This is a genomic window from Streptomyces sp. NPDC043867 (assembly GCF_056435845.1).
In genome coordinates this window covers 93,130-114,591 of record NZ_JBWKDS010000015.1, presented here as the reverse complement: position 1 = coordinate 114,591, position 21,462 = coordinate 93,130, and the positions used below count along the sequence as shown (strand labels likewise).

At 71.4% G+C, this 21,462-nt stretch carries 21 protein-coding genes; 8 read left to right on the top strand and 13 right to left on the bottom strand.

The annotated features are described in order from the left end of the window. The first annotated feature begins 57 nt into the window (after positions 1-57). Genes folB through AC069T_RS17360 form a run of 3 tightly spaced genes read left to right on the top strand, consistent with a single transcriptional unit; the run spans position 58 to position 1,560 of the window. Positions 58-417, top strand: coding sequence for a dihydroneopterin aldolase (gene folB / locus AC069T_RS17370; protein ID WP_358854735.1), 360 nt, complete (start codon positions 58-60; stop codon positions 415-417). Further along, positions 414-1,025 carry a 2-amino-4-hydroxy-6-hydroxymethyldihydropteridine diphosphokinase gene (gene folK / locus AC069T_RS17365; RefSeq protein ID WP_478783570.1) on the top strand — a complete coding sequence of 204 codons (612 nt, stop codon included), beginning with the start codon at positions 414-416 and terminating at the stop codon, positions 1,023-1,025. The genes folB and folK overlap by 4 nt, the downstream gene beginning before the upstream one ends. A 49-nt stretch (positions 1,026-1,074) precedes the next feature. Further along, complete coding sequence (locus tag AC069T_RS17360) at positions 1,075-1,560, top strand: DUF3180 domain-containing protein (protein WP_476753653.1); 486 nt, start codon at positions 1,075-1,077, stop codon at positions 1,558-1,560. A 94-nt stretch (positions 1,561-1,654) separates the two neighbouring features. Here the strand turns inward: AC069T_RS17360 and folE are convergent, their stop codons facing one another. The 6 genes from folE to dacB all read right to left on the bottom strand — a co-directional run bounded on the left by folE (position 1,655) and on the right by dacB (position 9,444). After that, a complete protein-coding gene (folE, locus tag AC069T_RS17355; RefSeq protein WP_358854732.1) occupies positions 1,655-2,260 on the bottom strand; it encodes a GTP cyclohydrolase I FolE in 606 nt (201 codons plus the stop codon). Positions 2,261-2,402: 142 nt separating this feature from the next. Continuing rightward, positions 2,403-4,430 (bottom strand): ATP-dependent zinc metalloprotease FtsH, encoded by a 2,028-nt coding sequence (gene ftsH, locus AC069T_RS17350; protein ID WP_478783569.1) that lies wholly within the window; start codon positions 4,428-4,430, stop codon positions 2,403-2,405. A gap of 198 nt (positions 4,431-4,628) precedes the next feature. Next, entirely contained in the window at positions 4,629-5,189 is a 561-nt protein-coding gene (hpt, locus tag AC069T_RS17345) for a hypoxanthine phosphoribosyltransferase (RefSeq protein WP_010986089.1), read from the bottom strand. Positions 5,190-5,287: 98 nt separating this feature from the next. Continuing rightward, on the bottom strand, positions 5,288-6,442 hold the full coding sequence (gene tilS, locus AC069T_RS17340) for a tRNA lysidine(34) synthetase TilS (RefSeq protein WP_478783568.1): 1,155 nt from the start codon (positions 6,440-6,442) through the stop codon (positions 5,288-5,290). 193 nt (positions 6,443-6,635) lie between these two features. Continuing rightward, complete coding sequence (locus AC069T_RS17335; protein WP_478783567.1) at positions 6,636-7,763, bottom strand: zinc-dependent metalloprotease; 1,128 nt, start codon at positions 7,761-7,763, stop codon at positions 6,636-6,638. A gap of 124 nt (positions 7,764-7,887) precedes the next feature. Continuing rightward, positions 7,888-9,444, bottom strand: a complete 1,557-nt coding sequence (gene dacB, locus AC069T_RS17330; protein WP_478783566.1) for a D-alanyl-D-alanine carboxypeptidase/D-alanyl-D-alanine endopeptidase — start codon at positions 9,442-9,444, stop codon at positions 7,888-7,890. Positions 9,445-9,523: 79 nt separating this feature from the next. On the opposite strand from dacB, the gene AC069T_RS17325 reads away from it, so the two are divergent. Both AC069T_RS17325 and AC069T_RS17320 read left to right on the top strand, forming a co-directional pair. After that, complete coding sequence (locus AC069T_RS17325; RefSeq protein ID WP_121406362.1) at positions 9,524-10,015, top strand: inorganic diphosphatase; 492 nt, start codon at positions 9,524-9,526, stop codon at positions 10,013-10,015. A gap of 161 nt (positions 10,016-10,176) precedes the next feature. After that, complete coding sequence (locus AC069T_RS17320; RefSeq protein WP_478783565.1) at positions 10,177-11,835, top strand: threonine/serine exporter family protein; 1,659 nt, start codon at positions 10,177-10,179, stop codon at positions 11,833-11,835. Between the two features lie 57 nt (positions 11,836-11,892). Here the strand turns inward: AC069T_RS17320 and AC069T_RS17315 are convergent, their stop codons facing one another. After that, entirely contained in the window at positions 11,893-12,582 is a 690-nt protein-coding gene (locus tag AC069T_RS17315) for a DedA family protein (protein ID WP_478783564.1), read from the bottom strand. Positions 12,583-12,723: 141 nt separating this feature from the next. Between AC069T_RS17315 and AC069T_RS17310 the strand changes: the two genes are divergently transcribed. Then, positions 12,724-13,089 (top strand): YbjQ family protein, encoded by a 366-nt coding sequence (locus tag AC069T_RS17310; protein ID WP_358854726.1) that lies wholly within the window; start codon positions 12,724-12,726, stop codon positions 13,087-13,089. Between the two features lie 15 nt (positions 13,090-13,104). Here AC069T_RS17310 and AC069T_RS17305 read toward each other — a convergent pair whose 3' ends face one another. Next, entirely contained in the window at positions 13,105-13,872 is a 768-nt protein-coding gene (locus AC069T_RS17305) for a MerR family transcriptional regulator (RefSeq protein WP_478783563.1), read from the bottom strand. A gap of 109 nt (positions 13,873-13,981) precedes the next feature. Here AC069T_RS17305 and AC069T_RS17300 point away from each other — a divergent pair, with 109 nt between their 5' ends. Then, positions 13,982-15,256 (top strand): ion channel protein, encoded by a 1,275-nt coding sequence (locus tag AC069T_RS17300; RefSeq protein WP_478783562.1) that lies wholly within the window; start codon positions 13,982-13,984, stop codon positions 15,254-15,256. Between the two features lie 58 nt (positions 15,257-15,314). Next, positions 15,315-16,727, top strand: coding sequence for a glutamate decarboxylase (gad, locus tag AC069T_RS17295; protein ID WP_478783561.1), 1,413 nt, complete (start codon positions 15,315-15,317; stop codon positions 16,725-16,727). Positions 16,728-16,745: 18 nt separating this feature from the next. Here gad and AC069T_RS17290 read toward each other — a convergent pair whose 3' ends face one another. The 5 genes from AC069T_RS17290 to AC069T_RS17270 form a co-directional block, all read right to left on the bottom strand. Then, on the bottom strand, positions 16,746-17,474 hold the full coding sequence (locus AC069T_RS17290) for an ABC transporter permease (RefSeq protein WP_478783615.1): 729 nt from the start codon (positions 17,472-17,474) through the stop codon (positions 16,746-16,748). A gap of 62 nt (positions 17,475-17,536) precedes the next feature. Continuing rightward, positions 17,537-18,490: an ATP-binding cassette domain-containing protein gene (locus AC069T_RS17285; protein ID WP_478783560.1), complete on the bottom strand. Its 954-nt coding sequence runs from the start codon at positions 18,488-18,490 to the stop codon at positions 17,537-17,539. Between the two features lie 78 nt (positions 18,491-18,568). After that, the gene (locus AC069T_RS17280; RefSeq protein WP_478783559.1) at positions 18,569-19,210 is read right to left on the bottom strand and encodes a PadR family transcriptional regulator; all 642 of its coding nucleotides are present in this window, start codon (positions 19,208-19,210) and stop codon (positions 18,569-18,571) included. 48 nt (positions 19,211-19,258) lie between these two features. Beyond that, positions 19,259-19,807: a DinB family protein gene (locus tag AC069T_RS17275; RefSeq protein ID WP_478783558.1), complete on the bottom strand. Its 549-nt coding sequence runs from the start codon at positions 19,805-19,807 to the stop codon at positions 19,259-19,261. 117 nt (positions 19,808-19,924) lie between these two features. After that, positions 19,925-21,385, bottom strand: a complete 1,461-nt coding sequence (locus AC069T_RS17270; protein ID WP_478783557.1) for an aldehyde dehydrogenase family protein — start codon at positions 21,383-21,385, stop codon at positions 19,925-19,927. Between the last annotated feature and the right edge of the window lie 77 nt (positions 21,386-21,462).

The window sequence follows — 21,462 nt, the reverse complement described above, 5'->3', positions numbered from 1 at the left end:
GCGCCGACCGCACTCGGTACGCACCCGCCGCCACCGACGATTGCAGGAGTGATTCGCGTGGATCGTGTCGCGCTGCGCGGCCTGAAGGCCCGTGGGCACCACGGCGTCTTCCCCAGGGAGCGCGAGGAGGGCCAGACCTTCATCGTGGACCTGGCACTGGGCCTGGACACCCGGCCGGCCGCGGCCGACGACGACCTGACGAAGACCGTGCACTACGGCATCGTGGCCGAGGAGGTCGTGGCGGTCGTCGAGGGCGAGCCCGTCGATCTCATCGAGACGCTCGCCGAGCGCATCGCCCAGACCTGTCTGAAGCACGAAGGGGTCCTGGAGGTCGAGGTCTGCGTCCACAAACCGGACGCGCCGATCACGGTCCCCTTCGACGACGTGACCGTCACCATCACCCGGAGCCGAGTATGACCGCCTTCTTCACCGGGGGTCAGAGCGACCCGACCGTCCAGCCGGTGCCGCCCTCGGTGGTCGAGCGGGTCGACGCCGCCGACATCACCCTGAACAACCCGAAGCGCGCGGTGATCTCCCTCGGGTCGAACCTGGGCAACCGCCTGGAGACCATCCAGGGGGCCGTCGACGCCCTGGAGGACACCCCCGGCGTCCGCGTCAAGGCCGTCTCCCCCGTCTACGAGACCGAGCCCTGGGGCGTGTCCCCGGACAGCCAGCCCGCCTACTTCAACGCGGTCGTGGTCCTCAAGACCACCCTTCCGCCCTCGTCCCTGCTGGAGCGGGCGCACGCGGTGGAGGAGGCCTTCAACCGCGTCCGCGACGAGCGCTGGGGCCCCCGCACGATCGACGTGGACATCATCGCCTACGACGGTGTCGTCTCCGACGACCCCGAGCTGACGCTGCCCCACCCGCGCGCCCACGAACGCGCGTTCGTCCTCGCGCCCTGGCACGACGTGGACCCCGAGGCCCAGTTGCCCGGGCACGGCTCCGTGGCCGGTCTCCTCGGCTCCCTCACCCGGGACGGTGTCACGCCCCGCGCCGACCTGGAACTCCGGCTGCCCGAGTAGTCGTTAAGGTCAGGACGACCAACCAAGGCCGGCTTACCGAAGGGGCAACGTGAAAGAGCTGCGCATCAGGACGCTGGCTGCCGTGTTCGTCGTGGCCGGCGTCCTGTCCTGGGCGGGCGCCCGCCTGTGGAACGCGGTGGGGACCCTCCCCCGGGTCCCGCTGGCCGCCCCCGTCGTCCTCGCCCTGATCGCCGTCGTCCTGCTGGCCACGGCGCTCTCGCTGCGCGCCCGCCTCCGGGCCCAGCGCGAGCGCCGGCCCGGCGCCAAGGGCGTCGACCCCCTGATGGCCGCCCGCGCCGTCGTCTTCGGCCAGGCCAGCGCCCTCGTCGCCGCCCTGGTCTCCGGGATGTACGGCGGCACGGGCGCCTTCCTGCTGGAGTCCCTGGAGGTCCCCGCCCGCCGCGACCAGGCCATCTACGCGGGCTTCTCGGTCCTCGCCGGCATCGGCGTCATCGCCGCCGCCTTCTTCCTGGAGCGCGTCTGCAAGCTCCCGGAGGACGACGACGAGAACGACGGGACGGCCGCGGCGGCGTAGGCGCGCCGCGCGGGCACCCCCGGAGCCGCCGTCTCGCGGCGGCCCGGACGCGGGTCAGCGGGCCCCGGCGCGGGTCAAGGCCCCCCGGCGCGGGTCAGCGGGCCATGATCAGGCTCATCGCCTCGTTGCGGGTGGCCGGGTCGCGCAGCTGCCCGCGCACCGCCGACGTGATGGTCTTGGCCCCCGGCTTGCGCACCCCCCGCATGGACATGCACATGTGCTCGCACTCCACGACGACGATCACCCCGCGCGGCTCCAGGATCGCCATCAGCGAGTCGGCGACCTGCGTCGTCAGCCGCTCCTGCACCTGAGGGCGGCGGGCGTAGACGTCCACCAGACGGGCCAGCTTCGACAGACCCGTGATCTTGCCGTCGACGGACGGGATGTACCCGACGTGGGCCACCCCGACGAAGGGCACGAGGTGATGCTCGCAGGAGCTGAGGACCTCGATGTCCTTCACCAGGACCATCTCGTCGTGCCCGATGTCGAACGTCGTCGTGAGCACGTCCTCGGGCTTCTGCCACAGCCCCGCGAATATCTCCCGGTACGCCCGGGCCACCCGCCCCGGCGTCTCACGCAGGCCCTCGCGGTCCGGGTCCTCGCCGACCGCGATGAGCAGCTCGCGCACGGCGTTCTCGGCACGCTTCTCGTCGAACACGCCGATCGTGCCCTCGCCGTCCAGCGTCACGGGGTCGGTCATCTGTTCCTCGTTCCTTGGCCTCTCACGCGTGTGACTCGACGCGTGATCATTCCGGGCATCAGAAATGCCGCACCCCCCAGGCTAGAACCTGGGGGGTGCGGCATCCATTCCGGGCCTGGTGAGGCCGCCGGGAGCCGGGACATCAGCTCTCGGGGCGCTCCTCCGGGGCGGTCTCCGTCGAGGGGACGGACTCCGTCGCGCCGGCGATGGCGGCGGAGGCGCCGTTCGCCCCGTTCGTCAGCGACAGCTCCTTGGGGGAGAGCACCGGCGGGCGGGTGGACGGCGTGCGCCGGGAGGAACCGGTCCACGCGGGGCGGGCCGGACGCTTGACGATGGGAGTGAAGATCTCGGCGATCTGCTCCTTGCCCAGCGTCTCCTTCTCCAGCAGCTGGAGCACCAGGTTGTCGAGGACGTCGCGGTTCTCGACCAGGATCTCCCAGGCCTCGTTGTGCGCGTTCTCGATGAGCTTCTTGACCTCTTCGTCGACGAGCGCGGCGACCTCTTCCGAGTAGTCGCGCTGGTGCGCCATCTCCCGGCCGAGGAACGGCTCGGTGTTGTCGCCGCCGAACTTGATCGCGCCGAGGCGCTCGGTCATGCCGTACTGCGTGACCATCGCGCGGGCCGTCGCCGTGGCCTTCTCGATGTCGTTCGCGGCACCCGTGGTCGGGTCGTGGAAGACGAGTTCCTCGGCCGCGCGGCCGCCCAGCATGTACGCGAGCTGGTCCAGCATCTCGTTGCGCGTGGTCGAGTACTTGTCCTCGTCCGGCAGGACCATCGTGTAACCGAGGGCCCGGCCGCGCGACAGGATCGTGATCTTGTGCACCGGGTCGGAGTTCGGAGACGCCGCCGCGACCAGGGCGTGACCGCCCTCGTGGTACGCGGTGATCTTCTTCTCCTTGTCCGACATGATCCGGGTCCGCTTCTGCGGGCCCGCGACCACACGGTCGATCGCCTCGTCGAGCATGTTGTTGTCGATGAGCTTCAGGTTGCTGCGCGCCGTGAGGAGCGCGGCTTCGTTCAGCACGTTCGCCAGGTCCGCACCGGTGAAGCCCGGAGTGCGGCGCGCCACGGCGGACAGATCGACGTCCGGGGCGACCGGCTTGCCCTTCTGGTGGACCTTGAGGATCTCCAGACGGCCCTGCATGTCCGGGCGGTCGACCGCGATCTGGCGGTCGAAGCGGCCGGGGCGCAGCAGCGCCGGGTCGAGGATGTCGGGCCGGTTCGTGGCGGCGATGAGGATCACGCCGCCCTTCACGTCGAAGCCGTCCATCTCGACGAGCAGCTGGTTCAGCGTCTGTTCGCGCTCGTCGTGACCGCCGCCGAGGCCGGCGCCGCGATGACGGCCGACCGCGTCGATCTCGTCGACGAAGACGATCGCCGGAGCGTTCGCCTTGGCCTGCTCGAACAGGTCACGGACCCGGGAGGCACCGACACCGACGAACATCTCGACGAAGTCGGAACCGGAGATCGAGTAGAAGGGAACGCCCGCCTCACCCGCGACGGCGCGGGCGAGCAGCGTCTTGCCCGTGCCGGGCGGGCCGTAGAGGAGCACACCCTTGGGGATCTTCGCCCCGACGGCCTGGAACTTCGCCGGCTCCTGCAGGAACTCCTTGATCTCGTGGAGTTCCTCGACCGCCTCGTCCGAGCCCGCGACGTCCGAGAACGTCGTCTTCGGGGTGTCCTTGGTGATGAGCTTCGCCTTGGACTTCCCGAAGTTCATGACCCGGGAGCCGCCGCCCTGCATCTGATTCATCAGGAACAGGAAGACGACGACGATGAGGACGAAGGGAAGCAGGGACAGCAGGATGCCCACGAAGGGGTTCTGCTTGGACGGCGAAACGGTGTAGCCGTCCGGAATCTGCTTGTTCTGGTATTTGTCCTGGAGGGTGGTGGCGAGGGCCACACCCTGGTCGCCGATGTAGCTCGCCTGGATCTTCGAGCTGCCGTCGACCTTCTCACCGTCCTTGAGCGAGGCCTTGATGACCTGCTCGTCGCCGGTGGTGATCTTGGCCGACTCGACCTTGTTGTCATTGATCGCCTGGACGACCTGGCCGGTGTCCACTGTCTTGTAGCCGCCGGACGAGCCGACGACCTGCATCAACACGACCACGGCAAGGACGGCCAGCACGATCCACATGACCGGCCCACGGAAGTATCGCTTCACGTCCATCCATACGGAGCGGAACCGCCCCGTCCCTCCTGCCATAGTGAGTTTGACAAAGACTTGTAAAGACTGTTCTTCGGACGGTACCCCAGCATTGTCACCCGAAGTCGCAGGGGACGACTGTCAATCCCGCCCACGCATGCTCCAACGGCGCGGAACCCGCTGGGGTTCCCGATCGTCCTGTGAAGAACGGCACCGCGCCCGTCAGCCGCCGTAGACGTGGGGCGCGAGCGTACCGACGAACGGGAGGTTGCGGTACTTCTCGGCGTAGTCGAGGCCGTAGCCGATGACGAACTCGTTCGGGATGTCGAAGCCGACCCACTCCACGTCGATCGCGACCTTGGCCGCCTCCGGCTTGCGCAGCAGCGTGCACACCTTGAGGGAGGCCGGCTCGCGGGAGCCGAGGTTGGAGATCAGCCAGGACAGCGTCAGACCCGAGTCGATGATGTCCTCGACGATCAGGACGTGCTTGCCCTTGATGTCGGTGTCGAGGTCCTTGAGGATCCGCACCACACCGGAGGACTGGGTGCCCGCGCCGTACGAGGACACGGCCATCCAGTCCATCGTGACGGGGGTGGACAGCGCACGTGCCAGGTCCGCCATGACCATCACCGCGCCCTTGAGTACGCCGACGATCAGCAGGTCCTTGCCCGCGTACTCCGCGTCGATCTTCGCGGCCAGCTCGGCCAGCTTCGCGTCGATCTCTTCCTTGGTGATGAGCACCGACTTGAGGTCGGTGCCCATGTCTTTCGCGTCCACCCGCATCACTTTCGGTCGTCCGTCCCAACGGCCGCTCGGACCGCCCACACCCCGCGTAAGCGGTCCCCAGGAGCCACGCGAGCGGCTCCGGCGGAGGGTCCGGTTCAGCCTTGCCGGATCACCAGTCTGCCACCCTGCCGCCGGGCGACGACTTTGCCCGGGAGATTGATGGCCCCCTGACCGCGCCATCCGGTGATCAGCCGGTCCATCTCCTCGACGTGCCGGGCGAACAGCGAGCCGGCCGGTGCGCCCGCCTCGATGGCCGCGCGGCGCAGGATGCGGCGGCGCACGGCGGGCGGCAGGGCGTAGAGCTTGGCGCACTCCAGGAGGCCGGCGGAGTCGCGCACGGACGTCTCCGCCTGCCGGGCCCAGGCGTCGAGGGCGTCCGCGTCGTCGCGCGAGAGCTGGGCCGTACGGGCGAGTGCCTCGACGACTCCTTTGCCGAGGGCCTTCTCCAGCGCGGGCAGCCCCTCGTGGCGCAGCCGGGAGCGGGTGTAGGCCGGGTCGGCGTTGTGCGGGTCGTCCCAGACGGGGAGCGACTGGGCCATGCAGGCCTTGCGGGCGGTCTGCCGGTCCAGGTGCAGGAACGGGCGCCGGTAACGGCCGTCGGCCCCCGAGACCGCGGCCATTCCGGACAGGGAGCGGATGCCGGAGCCGCGGGCGAGGCCGAGCAGGACGGTTTCCGCTTGGTCGTCGCGGGTGTGGCCGAGCAGGACCGCGGCGGCTCCGTGCCGTTCGGCGGCGGCGTCCAGGGCGGCGTAGCGGGCGTCGCGGGCGGCGGCTTCGGGCCCGCCGTCGCGGCCGACGGTGACGGCGACGGACTCGGCGGGACCCAGTCCCAGCTCGGTCAGGCGCAGGACGACCTCGTCGGCGCGCAGGCCGGAGCCGGGCTGCAGGCCGTGGTCGACGGTGATGCCGCCGGCCCGGATGCCGAGTTTGGGGGCCTCGAAGGCGAGGGCGGAGGCGAGCGCCATGGAGTCGGCGCCGCCGGAGCACGCCACGAGCACGAGCGGCGGGGGCTGTTCGTGCGGAATGTCCGCAGACGCGCGGGTGCCGCGGGCGCGCCGGCCGGCAGGGGCCGGGACGCGCTCGCCGCTGCCGAGAGCCGCGGGGCGTACGGCGGCGGAGGAGGGCGCGCACCCGGCGCAGGAGGCGGGCGTGCGCCCGGCGTCCGGGGAGGGCGCGTGCTCGGTGAGGATGTCGTGGAGTACGCGGCGAACCGCCAGGCGTATCGCCGCGACCGCAGGATGGGGACCCATGTCCGGTTCCCTTCATGAAGTTTTCGGGGGGTGAACTCGGTGTCGGTCACTCAGAGTGTGTAGATGGTGACAGAACCGGGCCGTTCCCCGAGCATTGCACGCCTACTCCTGGCTCACGGTCCCTCGGACGGGTGATTGAAGGGGCGTTCGCCTGCCGTCGGCCGGATTCGTTTCACGCCCCCCGCGGGCGGCTTCACGACTCCGCCGTGCGGTGCACCCGGGTGACCCAGTCCGCCGGTTTGGCGATCTCCGCCTTGGTCGGGAGCGTGTTCGGGGAGGTCCAGACGCGGTTGAAGCCGTCCATGCCGACCTGTTCGACGACCGCGCGGACGAACCGCTCGCCGTCCCGGTACTGCCTGAGCTTGGCGTCGAGGCCGAGCAGCTTGCGCAGGGCGAGGTCCAGGCGGGAGGCGCCCGCGGCGCGGCGCTGCTGGAATTTCTCGCGGATCTCGGCGACGGACGGGACGACGGCGGGGCCGACGCCGTCCATCACGAAGTCGGCGTGCCCTTCGAGCAGGGACATGACGGCGGTGAGTCGGGCGAGGATCTCCCGCTGGGCGGGCGTCTGCACCAGTTCGACGAGGGACCGGCCGCCGTCCTCGCCCTCCTCGCCCTCGGGGCGTCCGCCGACGAGGGACTGCGCGGCTTCCCTGATCCGCTCCAGGACGGTCATCGGGTCGACGTCGGTCTCCGCCAGGAAAGACTGGATTTCGCCCTCGAGGTGGTCGCGCAGCCAGGGCACGGCCGTGAACTGGGTGCGGTGCGTCTCCTCGTGCAGGCAGACCCAGAGGCGGAAGTCGTGGGGCTGGACGTCGAGTTCGCGCTCCACGTGCACGATGTTCGGGGCGACCAGGAGGAGCCTGCCGCCGCCGTTCGCACCGGCCGGGAGGTCGCGGGTGGCGGGGGCGAAGGTCTCGTACTGCCCGAGGACCCGCGACGACAGGAACGACAGGAGCATGCCCAGCTCGACGCCGGTGACCTTGCCGCCGACGGCTCCGAAGACGGCTCCGCCGGCGCTGCTGCCGCGCCGTTCCTGCATCTTGTCCAAAAGCGGCTTGAGGAGTTCCCGGAACCCGGCGACGTTCGCCCGGACCCAGCCGGGGCGGTCGACGACGAGTACGGGGGTGTCGTGCACGCCGTCCACACCCAACCGGGTGAAGCCGCGGACGTGTTCCTCCGAGGCCTTCGCGTGCCGCCGCAGCTCCGCGACGACGGCCCTGGCCTCGTCGCGGCTCACCTCGGGGCCCGGCCTCACGAGCCGGGTCGCGGTCGCCACCGCGAGATTCCAGTCGACCATCTGGGCACCACCGATGCTCGTCATGCGTCAACCGTACGTGAGGGCGTCCGAGTGCGGTGAGGGGTGCGCCGCCGGGCGTGCGCCCGCCCCGTGGCCCCGGGGGTCCGCGAGGACCCGCGGTGCCTCGGGGGCGACCGGGGCGCTGCCGCTACCGGCAGCCGCAGGCCGCCAGGGCCGACGCCGAGCGGTCCAGGGCCGATTGGGCGCCCGTGCGGTCCGTGGTCCCGGAGGCGAGGAACGCGAAGGCGAGCAGGCGTCCCTCGGTGTCGACCACCGTGCCGGCCAGCGCGTTGACCCCCGTCAGGGTGCCGGTCTTGGCGCGTACGACTCCGGTGGCCGGGCGGTCCGCACCGTCCGCGTAGCGCTGGCTGAGGGTGCCCGTGAAGCCTGCCACCGGGAGCCCGGTGAGGGCGGGGCGCAGCTCCGGGCGGGCGGGGTCACCGGCCTTCGTGATCAGGGCGGTCAGCAGTTCGGCAGAGAGCTTGTCCGAACGATTCAGGCCACTTCCGTCCGCGAAAACGGCGCCTTGCAGGGGCATGTCCAGTTTCTTCAGCTGGGCGCGGATCGCGGTCCCGCCGCCCTGGAAGCTCGCGGGTTCGCCGGAGGCGAGGGCGGTCAGCCGGGCGAGGGCCTCGGCGATGTCGTTGTCGCTGTTGGTGAGCATCCGCTCGACGAGGGCGGACAGGGGCGGGGACTCGACCTCGGCGAGGGTCCTGGAGCGGCCGGTCGCCTTGGAGGGGCCCGGCGCGGTCGTCTCGATGCCCTCGGTCTCCAGGAGTTCCGCGAACTTGCGCGCCGCGTCCGCCGCCGGGTCGGCGCTGCGTCCCGTGGCGCCGCTGGAGGAGTCGTCGAGGCGGCCCTCGTCGACCATCAGCGGCGTGACCTGGGCGAGATTGCCCTCGACCCCGCTGGGCGGCTGCCCCGAGCCCGCGTACAGCGAGGTGTCGTACGAGAGCGTCACCTTCTCCCGCTTGCGGGCCTTGAGTGTGCGGGCGGTGTCGGCGGCCAGGGTGCGCAGGCTCGCCCAGCCCCCGTCGGTCTTCTTCCGGGCGGTCAGGGTCGGGTCGCCGCCGCCGACCAGCACGACCTCTCCGGTGTCGGGCTCCAGGGCGGCGCGGGTCGTGATGCGGTGGTCGGCGCCTGCGGCGGTGAGCGCGGCGACGGCGGTGGCGATCTTCGTGGTGGAGGCGGGGGTCAGTGCCTCGGCGGCGCCCGTGCCGTACAGCCGCCTGCCGGTCGCGACGTCGACGACGACGGCCGAGCGCCGCGTACCGAGGGAAGGATCCTGCAGAAGCGGGTCGAGGACGCCGGCGAGGGCCCTCTCGGCGGGCGGGCGCGCCGAACCGGTGGCACCGCTCAGGGCGGCCAGGACGGACGCGGCGCTGGGCGCGGGCCGGGGCCCGCCGGGCGCCGCACCGGGGTCGCGGCCGTGATCTGTGCCACCCTGCCGGTCCCGCGCTGCGGCCCGGTCGCGCTCCGCCGTACGCTGACCCGAGGAGTCCCAGGGACCGGCCGCGGTCGCCAGCCCGGCCGCGAGCGCGAGGCCCACGGTGGCGGCAACGGCCGTGAGCTGCACGGTCGTGACCTTCACGGGGCGCGGCCGGACGGCTCGGGTGACCCGCACGACGTGCGGTGCCACGGTTCGCGCGACCCGCACCACATGCGGTCTCGCGGCCCGCCAAGCCCTCAGCTCTGGCACGATCACCAGCCCCTTTCGCGATCACACACCTGCGTGAGGGACACTTAACCACCAGAACTATGTGCTGATCATGGAGGAGCCACCGGTGGAGTTCGACGTCACGATCGAGATTCCGAAGGGTTCGCGGAACAAGTACGAGGTGGACCACGAGACCGGTCGGATCCGCCTGGACCGTCGACTCTTCACCTCGACCAGTTACCCGGCCGACTACGGCTTCGTCGAGAACACCCTCGGCGAGGACGGCGACCCGCTGGACGCGCTGGTCATCCTGGACGAGCCGACCTTCCCCGGTTGCCTCATCCAGTGCCGCACGATCGGCATGTTCCGCATGACCGACGAGGCGGGCGGCGACGACAAGCTGCTGTGCGTCCCGGCGCACGACCCGCGGGTGGAGCACCTGCGCGACATCCACCACGTCTCCGAGTTCGACCGCCTGGAGATCCAGCACTTCTTCGAGGTCTACAAGGACCTGGAGCCCGGCAAGTCCGTCGAGGGCGCCAACTGGGTGGGCCGCACCGAGGCCGAGGCCGAGATCGAGCGTTCCTACAAGCGCTTCAAGGAGTCCGGCGGTCACTGACCTGCCACTTCTTCGCGAGCGGGCCGTGCGACCCTGAGAGGGCCGCGCGGCCCGCTCGCGTTTCCGTACGCATACTGAGGCGTACGGCAGGTACGGGTGAGACGTACGGAAAGTACGCGTGAGGCGTACGCGCACATGCACGAGAGGCAAGGCAGGGGCTGGTGACGGACCCGCAGGCGGAAGACCGCACACCGCAGTCGGACGAGGCGAGGAGTGCGTTCGCCCCACCGGCCGGTGTGGTGGCGCCGCAGGCCCCGGTGGCCGAGGACGAGTCGTCCACGACGTCGGAGTTCGCGCTCCCCAAGGGTCTCGACGTCCCGCACCCGGTCCCCGGCGACACCGAGGGCTCGGCGTTCAACACCCCGCGCACCTACAGCGCGAAGCACGCGCCGCCCGCCTTCACCCCGGCGGCCGGCCTGCCCGTGGTCGGGCTGACCAAGGACGCGCCCTGGCAGGACCGGATGCGCACCATGCTGCGCATGCCGGTGACCGAGCGTCCGGCGCCGGAACCGGTGTCCAAGGAGGACGACTCGGGGCCGGCCGTCCCGCGCGTGCTGGACCTGACGCTGCGTATCGGCGAGCTGCTGCTGGCGGGCGGCGAGGGCGCCGAGGACGTGGAGGCGGCGATGTTCGCCGTCTGCCGCTCCTACGGCCTGGACCGCTGCGAACCGAACGTCACGTTCACCCTGCTGTCGATCTCGCACCAGCCGTCCCTCGTGGACGACCCCGTGACGGCCTCCCGGACGGTGCGGCGCCGAGGCACCGACTACACGCGTCTCGCGGCCGTGTACCGGCTCGTGGACGACCTCAGCGACGCCGAGACCGCGATCTCCCTGGAGGAGGCCTACGGGCGCCTCGCGGAGATCCGCCGCAACCGCCACCCGTACCCCGGCTGGGTGCTGACCGCGGCGGGCGGGCTGCTCGCGGGAGCGGCCTCGGTGCTCGTCGGCGGTGACGTCTTCGTGTTCGTGGCCGCGGCGCTGGGCGCGATGCTGGGCGACCGGCTGGCGTGGCTGTGCGCGGGGCGCGGACTGCCGGAGTTCTACCAGTTCACGGTGGCCGCGATGCCACCGGCCGCGATCGGGGTCGCCCTCCAGCTGTCCGGGGCGGGCGTGAAGGCGTCCGCGGTGATCACCGGTGGGCTCTTCGCGCTGCTGCCGGGAAGAGCGCTGGTCGCGGGCGTCCAGGACGGCCTCACCGGCTTCTACATCACCGCGTCCGCGCGCCTGCTGGAGGTCATGTACTTCTTCGTGGGCATCGTCACGGGCGTGCTGCTGGTCCTGTACTTCGGCGTGAAGCTGGGCGCCGAGCTGAATCCGGACCAGGCCCTCGGCGTCTCCGAGCGGCCGGTGCTCCAGCTCGTCGCGTCGATGCTGCTGTCGCTCACCTTCGCGGTGCTGCTCCAGCAGGAGCGCTCGACCGTGCTGGCGGTGACCCTCAACGGCGGTGTGGCCTGGGCGGTGTACGGCGCGATGCACTACGTCGGTGACATCTCACCGGTCGCGTCCACCGCGGTGGCCGCCGGTCTGGTGGGCCTGTTCGGGCAGCTGCTGTCCCGCTACCGGTTCGCGTCGGCGCTGCCGTACACGACGGCCGCGATCGGCCCGCTGCTGCCCGGTTCGGCCACGTACTTCGGGCTGCTGGCCATCGCGCAGAACGACGTCGACAAGGGTCTGGTGTCCCTGACCAAGGCGGCCGCGCTCGCGATGGCCATCGCCATCGGGGTGAACCTCGGGTCCGAGATCTCCCGGCTGTTCCTGCGGGTGCCGGGCGGGGACGCCGCGAGCCGCCGCGCGGCGAAGCGGACGCGTGGCTTCTGAGTCCGTACGGCGGCGGAGCGGTCCCCGGGTGTCCCCGCCGCGCCCCGAGGCGGGCGTTCAGCGCTTGGCGTGACGGCCGCGCGGGCCCTGCGGGGGCTGGGCCGAGGGGGCCGAGGCGGCGGCCTTCCTGCCCTTGCCGCGGGCCCGCAGGTACTCGATGGCGATCGGGACCACCGAGACGAGGACGATCAGGATCAGGATCGCCTCGATGTTCTTGTGCACGAACTCAATGTTGCCGAGCCAGAAGCCGAGCAGCGTCACCCCCGCGCCCCACAGGACGCCACCGATGATGTTGAAGGTGATGAACGAGCGGTACCGCATGCCGCTGACGCCGGCGATGATCGGCGTGAAGGTGCGCACGATGGGCACGAAGCGGGCCAGGACCAGGGACTTGGGGCCGTACTTCTCGAAGAACTCGTGGGCCTTGACCACGTTCTCCTGCTTGAAGAGGCGGGAGTCCGGGCGGGTGAAGAGCGAGGGACCGACCTTCTTGCCGAAGAGATAGCCGGCCTGGTCGCCGGCGATCGCGGCGAGGCAGATCAGCGCGACGGCCGCCCACAGGGGGAAGTCCAGCTGCTTCGAAGCGATCAGCAGACCGCAGGTGAACAGCAGCGAGTCGCCCGGCAGGAAGAAGCCGATGAGCAGACCCGACTCCGCGAAGACGATGAGCAGCAGGCCCCAGATGCCGAAACTGTCCAGGAGGGTGTTCGGATCCAGCCAGCTTGGTCCAAGGGCAAGCGTCGTCACGGTTCCGGGCTCCTGAGGGTGAAGGAAGGGTACGGCGGTGAGGTTCGGCCGTCCCAAAGCTATCAACGTCGGGTGCCCCCGCCAGGTTCCACGGGTGCCTCCGGGATGCACTGTGCCCCTACTGGGACAAAGCTGTGAGGCATGGGAATCGAAGACTACGGCGGCGGCATCGGCCCCCAGTCCGACGTACTGGTCGTGACGACGAACGATGTGCCGGGCCATCGCGTCGAGCAGGTCATCGGGGAGGTGTTCGGCCTCACCGTGCGCTCACGGCACCTGGGCAGCCAGATCGGGGCGGGCCTGAAGTCGATGATCGGCGGCGAGCTGAAGGGCCTCACCAAGACGCTGGTGGAGACCCGCAACCAGGCCATGGAGCGGCTCGTCGACCAGGCACGCGCGCGGGGCGCCAACGGCGTGCTGATGTTCCGCTTCGACGTGTCGGAGGCCGCCGACGTCGGCACGGAGGTGTGCGCGTACGGGACGGCGGTGGTCCTGGCCCGGGAGTGACCCCGGGCCGGGCGGTCAGGCGTGCCGTTCGGCGTTCGCCGTGATCGCGTCCCGCAGGTGCTCGGCGAGCCCCGGCCGCACGGAGTCGTAGAACTCCTTGAACCGCTCGTCGGAGACGTACATCTCGCCGAGCCCTTGGTGGATCTCGTACGAGCACGCGTAGAACCACCGGGTGATGTGCCGGCGGTGCTCCTCGGCCAGGTCCATCGCCCGCTCGCCGGCCGGGGGCTCGCCCGCCGCCATGAGGGCGTCGTAGCGCGCGCCCCAGGCGGCGGCCTCGGCCTGCATCCGCTTCCAGTCGTCCTTGGTGTAGCGGGCGGTCCGGCGCTGCGACTCCGCGTACGCCTCCGTGCCGCCCCAGCGCCGCCCGGCCTCCTCCGCGTGCGCCCCGGGGTCCTTGTCCCCGAAGACCTCGAACTTCTCCTCGGGCGTGAGATCGATGCCCATCGTGTGTGCCTCCATGGCGTGCTCCACGGCCGCGGCCATCCGCCGCAGCTTCTCGATCCGGGCGGTCAGCAGCTCGTGCTGGCGGCGCAGATGCGCGCGCGGGTCCGCTTTTCCGGTGGCCTGCTCGTCGAGCAGGGCCGCGACCCGGTCCAGCGGGAAGCCGAGCTCCCGGTAGAACAGGATCTGCTGCAGCCGGTCGAGGTCGGCGTCGCCGTAGCGCCGGTGTCCCGCGTGGCTGCGCTCGCCCGGTGCGAGCAGGCCGATCTCGTCGTAGTGGTGCAGCGTGCGCACCGTGACCCCGGCGAAACCGGCGACCTGGCCCACTGAGTAACTCACTTCCGCTCCTTCTCCGGTACGCCTCCAGGCTGGGGCCTCACGTCGCGTGAGGTGCAAGCCGGAATCCTCCGGGATGTTATGAGGCTTTTGCCCGCTTAAGGTGTGGATCGTGAGCACCGAAGCCCCGGCGGCGCCGGGCCGGACCCCCGTCCGGCGTCTGCTGCCGCTGATCGTGCCCTCCATCGTCGTCGGCGCCGCCGCGGCGCTGGTCCTGCTGGCCGTGAGCACGGTCGCCGGACAGCTCCAGGACGTCCTGTGGGAGACCCTCCCGGACGCCCTCGGCGTCGGCCGCTACTCCGTGTTCTGGATGCTCGTGGTGCTCACGGCGACCGGTGCCGCCGTGGGACTGGCCGTGTGGAAGGTGCCGGGGCACGCGGGCCCCGACCCGGCGGCCAGCGGCCTGGTCGACCCGCCGCTGCCGCCCGGCGTGCTGCCCGGGCTGCTCCTCGTCACCGTCCTGGCCCTGGCGGGCGGGGTCAGTCTCGGCCCCGAGAACCCGATCACGGCCGCCAACATCGCCCTCGCGTGCTGGCTGGGCACCCGGGTCGCTCCCGGCTCCCCCGCCCTGCTGTGGATGTCGCTGGCGGCCGCGGGCACGGTCGGCGCGCTGTTCGGCACCCCGGTGGCGGCCGCGCTGATCTTCTCCGAGGTGCTGGCCGGGCGGCCGGGACCCGGCGCGCTGTGGGACCGGCTGCTGCCACCGCTGCTCGCCGGCGGCACGGGCGCGGTGACCGTGTCCCTGCTCGCCCACCCGAGCTTCGACCTGTCCCTGCCCGACTACCCGGGCCCGCACTGGGGCGACCTGCCGGGCGCCTTCGTCGTCGCCTCGGTCGCGGCGGTGATCGGCATGGCCGCGGTGTACGCCCTCCCGTACGTCCACGGCGCCTTCGCGCGGCTCCGGCGTCCGTGGCTGGCGATTCCCCTGGGCGGGCTGGTGCTCGGCCTGCTGGGCGCGCTGGGCGGGCATCTGACGCTCTTCAAGGGCCTGGACGAGGTGAAGGTGCTGGCCGCGGACCCCGGGGGCTGGTCGGCGGGCGGGTTCGCGCTGATGACCGTGGTGAAACTGGCCGCGCTGCTCGTCGCCACCTCGTGCGGGTTCCGCGGCGGCCGGATCTTCCCCTCGGTCTTCGCCGGGGTGGCCCTCGGTCTGTGCGCCCACGCGCTGGTGCCCCAGGTGCAGGTCACGCTCGCCGTGGTCTGCGCCGTCCTCGGGGTCCTGCTCGCCGTCACCCGGCAGGGCTGGATCAGCCTGTTCACCGCGGCCGTCCTGGCCGCCGACACGACCGTACTGCCGCTGCTCGCACTGGCGTCCGTACCGGCCTGGCTGCTGGTGACCGGCCGGCCCCAGATGCAGCTGCACGACGACGGAACCCCGCTCCGCTGACCCGCTCCCCCGACCTCAACCGCACCCCCATCCGCAACCTCATCAGCACGGAGGCGACATGGCGCTCCACAAAGGCCCCGGACAGTCCGAATCCGAGGACCGTCCCCTGTACGTCAATCCCTTCTACGGGCAGACCAACCCGGTCAGCGGGATGGCCGAGGCCCCGCCCAAGCACCGGCTCCCGGACGGCCCGCTGCCGCCCATCACGGCGTACCAGCTCGTCCACGACGAGCTCATGCTGGACGGGAACTCACGGCTCAACCTCGCCACCTTCGTCACCACCTGGATGGAACCCCAGGCCGGGGTGCTGATGGCGGACTGCCGCGACAAGAACATGATCGACAAGGACGAGTACCCGCGCACCGCCGAACTGGAGCGGCGCTGCGTGGCGATGCTGGCCGACCTGTGGAACGCGCCCGACCCGGCCGCCGCCGTGGGCTGTTCGACGACCGGGTCGAGCGAGGCGTGCATGCTCGCCGGGATGGCGCTCAAGCGGCGCTGGGCCCGGCGGAACGCGGACCGGTACCCCGGGGCCCGACCGAACCTGGTGATGGGCGTGAACGTCCAGGTCTGCTGGGACAAGTTCTGCAACTTCTGGGAGGTCGAGGCGCGGCAGGTGCCCATGGAGGGCGACCGGTTCCACCTCGATCCGAAGGCCGCCGCCGAGCTGTGCGACGAGAACACCATCGGGGTGGTGGGTGTCCTCGGCTCCACCTTCGACGGGTCGTACGAGCCGATCGCCGACCTGTGCGCGGCACTCGACGAGCTCCAGGAGCGCACGGGCCTGGACGTCCCCGTCCATGTGGACGGCGCGTCCGGGGCGATGGTGGCGCCCTTCCTCGACGAGGACGTGGTGTGGGACTTCCGGCTGCCGCGGGTGTCGTCCATCAACACCTCGGGCCACAAGTACGGGCTGGTCTACCCCGGTGTCGGCTGGGCGCTGTGGCGGGACAAGGAGACGCTGCCCGAGGAGCTCGTCTTCCGGGTCAACTACCTGGGCGGTGACATGCCGACCTTCGCGCTGAACTTCTCCCGGCCGGGCGCGCAGGTGGTGGCGCAGTACTACACGTTCCTGCGGCTGGGCCGCGAGGGCTACCGGGCCGTGCAGCAGACGACCCGGGACGTGGCCCGCGAACTCGCCGGGCGCGTCGAGGCCCTGGACGACTTCCGGCTGCTCACCCGGGGCGACGAGCTGCCGGTCTTCGCCTTCACGACGGCGCCCGGGGTGACGGCTTACGACGTCTTCGACGTGTCCCGGCGGCTGCGGGAGCGCGGCTGGCTGGTGCCCGCGTACACCTTCCCGCCGAACCGGGAGGACCTGTCCGTACTGCGCGTGGTGTGCCGCAACGGCTTCTCGATGGACCTCGCCGAGCTCTTCGTGGACGACCTGAGCCGGCTCCTGCCCGAACTGCGCCGGCAGCCGCGACCGTCGACCCACGACAAGGAAGCGGCCACCGGCTTCCACCACTGAGGCTCCCTCAGCACACCGTCAGCGGCTGAGGCGGGCGAACCTCCGCACCGCCAGCGGGAAGAACACCGCGAGCAGGGCGAGCGGCCAGGCGACGGCCGCCCAGACGTGGCCCGGCTCGCCGCCCGGGCCGCCGAGGAGGTCCCGTACCGCCGTCGCCGTCCGGGACATCGGGTTCCACTCGACCGCCGTGCCCAGCCAGCCGGGCATGGCGTCCGGGGTCGCGAACGCGTTGGAGAGGAAGCCGACCGGCCACACCAGGATCTGGACGGCCTGCACCATCTCGGGCCGGCCGGCCACCATCGCCAGCAGGATGCCGATCCACAGCATCGCGAACCGGAAGAGCAGCAGCAGGCCCATGGCGCCGAGGAAGGCGTCCGGGCCGCCGTGCGCGCGCCAGCCGATCGCGTACGCGACGCCGGTCAGCACGAGCAGGGCCAGCGCCGACTGGAGCATGTCGGCGGCCGAACGGCCCACGAGCACGGCGCCGTTGGTCATCGGCATCGACCGGAACCGGTCGACGACCCCCTTGTTGAGGTCCTGGGTGACGGCGAGCATCGTGCCCTCCAGGCCGAACGCCATGGTGAGCGCGAGCATGCCCGGGACCAGGTAGTCGACGTAGGCGCCCGCCACCTCCCGGCCGCCGCCGACCAGGTAGCCGAACATCAGCAGCAGCATCACGGGGAAGACCAGGCCGACGAGCACCTGCACCGGCTGCCGTGCCCAGTGGGCGAGTTCGCGGCGGGTCATGGTCCAGCAGTCGGTCAGGACGTGGGATCCGGTGCGGCTGCGGCCGCTCTCGTACGTCGTGCTCACGCGGCCTCCTTCGCGCGGTGGTCGCCTGCGGTGAGGTGCAGGAACACCTCGTCCAGCGTCGGCCGCCGCAGGGCGATGTCCTCGGCCACGATCCCCGCCTCCTCGAGGGCGCGTACGACTCCGGCGAGCGCTGCCATCCGGTCGGTGACCGGCGCGCTCAGCAGGCGCCGGTCCGTGTCCACCGAGACACCCTCGGCGGGGACGGGCAACAGGGCGACGGCCGCGCCCAGTTGGCCCCCGTCGCGCAGCACCACGTCGATGCGGTCGCCGCCGGTGCGGGCCTTCAGCTCGTCCGCCGTGCCGTCCGCGACGACCCGGCCCCGGTCGACGACGGAGACACGGTCGGCGAGCTGGTCCGCCTCCTCCAGGTACTGCGTGGTGAGCAGGACCGTGGTGCCGCCGCCGACCAGGGACCGCACGGCCGCCCACACCTCGGCGCGTCCGCGCGGGTCGAGTCCGGTCGTCGGCTCGTCGAGGAACAGCACCTCCGGTTCGGTGATCAGGGACGCCGCCAGGTCGAGCCGGCGGCGCATGCCGCCGCTGTACCGCTTGACGGCCTTGCGTCCGGTGTCCGCGAGTCCGAAGCACTCCAGCAGCTCGCCGGAGCGCACGCGCGCCCGGCGGGCGCCGAGGTGGTGGAGCCGCCCGAACAGCTCCAGGTTCTGCCCGCCCCCGAGCTCCTCGTCGAGTGCGGCGTGCTGGCCGAGCAGGCCGATACGGCGCCGCACCCGGGCGGCCTCGCGCACCACGTCGCACCCGGCGACCGCCGCGCGCCCCCCGTCGGGCCGCAGCAGGGTGGTGAGCACCCGCACCGCGGTGGTCTTGCCCGCGCCGTTCGGGCCCAGCAGGCCGTGCACGGTGCCCCTGCGGACCGTCAGGTCCAGGCCGTCCAGCGCCGCCCTGTCCCCGTACCGCTTCCGTAGGCCCTCGACTGCGATCGCGTCGGTCATCCGGCTCCCTCCACCCCGTGTAGTCAAACTTGACCACTTGAGCAAGGTAACGCGCGGGACTGCAATCGTCAAACTTGACTAGTCGCGGTCCCCGGGGTGCGGGGTCCCCGTGGCGTACGGGTTCTCCTCGCCCTCCGCCAGCACCCCCACGAACGGTTCGCCCTCACCCGCGAAGGTGTACGCCCCGCCCTCGACCCGTTCGATCAGCCCCCGGGTCCACTCGGCGTCGGCGTCCGCGGCGGAGACCCACAGGTTCATGATCTCGCCGATGTGGCCGAGCTGTCCGGGGCCGCCCTCGGGCACGTAGTGCTCGGTGACCGCGGAACGCCACGCCTCGATCCGGTGGATGCGCTCCTTCAGGAGCCCCACAGCCTCGTCCCGCGGCAGTTCGACCAGGAACCCGACCGCCGCCGACTTCACGTCCATCTTCTGGTCGTACGACGTCAGGGACTCCCGCAGGAGCGCCAGGAACTCCTGCGTGCCGCGGTCCGTGATCTCGTACTCGGTGCGCGGCGGGCCGCCCGCCGTGGAGGGCGCGATCTCGTGGGCGTGCAGCAGCCCCTGCTTCGCCATCTGCTTGAGGGCGTGGTAGATCGAGCCGGGCTTGGCGTTGGACCACTCGTGCGCGCCCCAGTACTCCAGGTCGTTGCGCACCTGGTAGCCGTGGGCCCGCCCGTGCTGACGCACCGCGCCCAGCACGAGGAGACGGATCGCTGACATGGGGTCCAGGTTAGGACCCCGCCCTCCACCCGCCCGAGTCCGGGCCGCTCAGCCCCGGCCGCCGCCCCGTTCCTCGGCGACCAGCTCGAAGGCCGTCCTTCCGTCCAGGGACTCCCTGATGATGTCGGCGTGGCCGGCGTGCCGGGCCGTCTCGGAGATCAGCCGCAGCATCACCCAGCGCATGGAGACCCGCTCGTCCGGCGGGAACCAGGGGTCGTTCGGCAGCGGGAAGGTGTCGTCGAGGCTCGGCACCGAGCGGATGAACGCCTCGGTCCCTGCCGCGACCTCCTCCCAGTACGCGAGCACCGACTCGGGGGTCTCGTCCCCGGCCAGCACGAAGCACTCGTGCCAGTTCGACTCGTCCCGCCGGACGGCGGGATTCTCGCCCCTGGCGCGGGCGATCCAGCCCTGCTCGACCTCGGCGAGGTGCTTGGCCAGCCCGGCGAGGGACAGTTCGCTCGCGCTCGGCCTGCTCGTGGCCTGCTCCGCGGTGAGCCCGAGCAGGGCCCGCCTGATGGCGCCGCGCTCGCCCTCCAGGAAGGAGAGCAGCGCGCCGCGCTCGTCGCCGTGTGCTTCCGCCGACACGTGAGTGACCATGACGGGCCGCCTTTCGTGGATGCCGTTGCCGTTCTTTCCGACACCCCGAACGTACGGGCCCTTGCGGACACCTACTGTCCGCAAGGGCCCGGTGCGGGCCGGAAGAACCGGAACGGATCAGAACGGGAAGAGGCTGCGCCCGTGCTGCACGGAGATCCACTTCTGCGTGGTGAAGGCCTCGACGGTCGCCTCGCCGTTCAGGCGGCCGACGCCCGACTGCTTCTCGCCGCCGAAGGCGACCAGCGGCTCGTCGTGGACGGTGCCGTCGTTCACGTGGAACATGCCGGTGTCGATCTGCTTGGCGAAGGCGACTCCGCGCTCCACGTCCGCCGTGTGCACCGCGCCGCTGAGGCCGTAGGGGGTGTCGTTCACGATGCGCACGGCCTCCTCCTCGCCGTCGAAGGGGACGAGCAGTGCCACCGGACCGAAGATCTCCTGGCGGAGGATGCCGGAGTCGGCGGGCAGGCCGGTCAGCACGGTCGGCTCGACGAGGTTGCCGGTGGTGGCGCCGCGCAGGAGCGCGGTGGCGCCCTCGGCGAGCGCCTGGTCCACGACGCCCGTGAGCGCGTCCGCCTGCGAGGAGTTGATGACCGGGCCGATGACCGTCTGCGGGTCGCTCGGGTCGCCGGCCTTCAGCCCCCTGACCTTGGTGACGAACTTCTCGGTGAACTCGGCCTCCACCGAACGGTCCACCAGGACGCGGTTGGCCGCCATGCAGACCTGGCCCTGATGCACGTACCGGCTGAAGACCGCCGCGTCCACGGCGTAGTCGATGTCCGCGTCGTCGAGCACCACCAGCGCGCTGTTGCCGCCGAGTTCGAGCACCGAGCGCTTGAACTGCGCGGCGCAGACGGTGGCGACGTGGCGGCCCACCTGGTCCGAGCCGGTGAAGGAGATGACCTTGGGGACCGGGTGCTCCAGGAAGGCGTCACCGATCTCGGCGATGTCGGTGATCACCACGTTCAGCAGGCCGCCGGGCAGCCCCGCGTCCTCGAAGATCCTGGCGACCAGCGAACCGCCGACGACCGGGGTGTTCTGGTGCGGCTTGAGGACGACGCCGTTGCCGAGCGCGAGGGCCGGCGCGACGGACTTCAGCGACAGCAGGAACGGGAAGTTGAAGGGGCTGATCACGCCGACGACGCCGACCGGGACGCGGTAGACGCGGTTCTCCTTGCCGTCGACCGGCGAGGGCAGGATGCGCCCCTCGGGCCGCAGCGCGAGCTGGATCGACTCGCGCAGGAACTCCTTGGCGAGGTGCAGCTCGAAGCCGGCCTTGAGGTGGGTGCCGCCCAGCTCCGCGATGATCGCCTCGGTGATCTCCGGCTCGCGCTCCTCGATGATCCGCAGGGCGCGCTCGAAGACGGCACGGCGCGCGTACGGGTTGGTCGCGGCCCACTCCTTCTGGGCGCGCTGGGCCGCGCGGTACGCGTCGTCGACCTCGTCGACCGTGGCTATCGTGATCGACGCCAGCTTCTCGCCGTTGTACGGGTTGAAGTCGATGATGTCCCAGGAGCCGGTACCCGGGCGCCACTCGCCGTCGATGTACTGCTGTGCCAGGTCGGTGAAGTAGGACGACATGTGATCCCTCAATCCCAGGGCTGCCGAGGCAGACATCCGATCAACGTCTGATCACACGTCATCGTACTGGTGAGTCA

Bases quoted from the DNA above. Each gene is read 5' to 3' on its own strand.
- gad (WP_478783561.1), top strand. From the start codon at position 15,315: ATGGCGCTCCACAAAGGCCCCGGACAGTCCGAATCCGAGGACCGTCCC.
- ftsH (WP_478783569.1), bottom strand. From the start codon at position 4,430: ATGGACGTGAAGCGATACTTCCGTGGGCCGGTCATGTGGATCGTGCTG.
- tilS (WP_478783568.1), bottom strand. From the start codon at position 6,442: ATGGGTCCCCATCCTGCGGTCGCGGCGATACGCCTGGCGGTTCGCCGC.
- AC069T_RS17270 (WP_478783557.1), bottom strand. From the start codon at position 21,385: ATGTCGTCCTACTTCACCGACCTGGCACAGCAGTACATCGACGGCGAG.
- folE (WP_358854732.1), bottom strand. From the start codon at position 2,260: ATGACCGACCCCGTGACGCTGGACGGCGAGGGCACGATCGGCGTGTTC.
- AC069T_RS17275 (WP_478783558.1), bottom strand. From the start codon at position 19,807: ATGGTCACTCACGTGTCGGCGGAAGCACACGGCGACGAGCGCGGCGCG.
- AC069T_RS17285 (WP_478783560.1), bottom strand. From the start codon at position 18,490: ATGACCGACGCGATCGCAGTCGAGGGCCTACGGAAGCGGTACGGGGAC.
- folK (WP_478783570.1), top strand. From the start codon at position 414: ATGACCGCCTTCTTCACCGGGGGTCAGAGCGACCCGACCGTCCAGCCG.
- AC069T_RS17290 (WP_478783615.1), bottom strand. From the start codon at position 17,474: ATGACCCGCCGCGAACTCGCCCACTGGGCACGGCAGCCGGTGCAGGTG.
- AC069T_RS17280 (WP_478783559.1), bottom strand. From the start codon at position 19,210: ATGTCAGCGATCCGTCTCCTCGTGCTGGGCGCGGTGCGTCAGCACGGG.
- AC069T_RS17335 (WP_478783567.1), bottom strand. From the start codon at position 7,763: ATGACGAGCATCGGTGGTGCCCAGATGGTCGACTGGAATCTCGCGGTG.
- hpt (WP_010986089.1), bottom strand. From the start codon at position 5,189: ATGCGGGTGGACGCGAAAGACATGGGCACCGACCTCAAGTCGGTGCTC.
- AC069T_RS17310 (WP_358854726.1), top strand. From the start codon at position 12,724: ATGGGAATCGAAGACTACGGCGGCGGCATCGGCCCCCAGTCCGACGTA.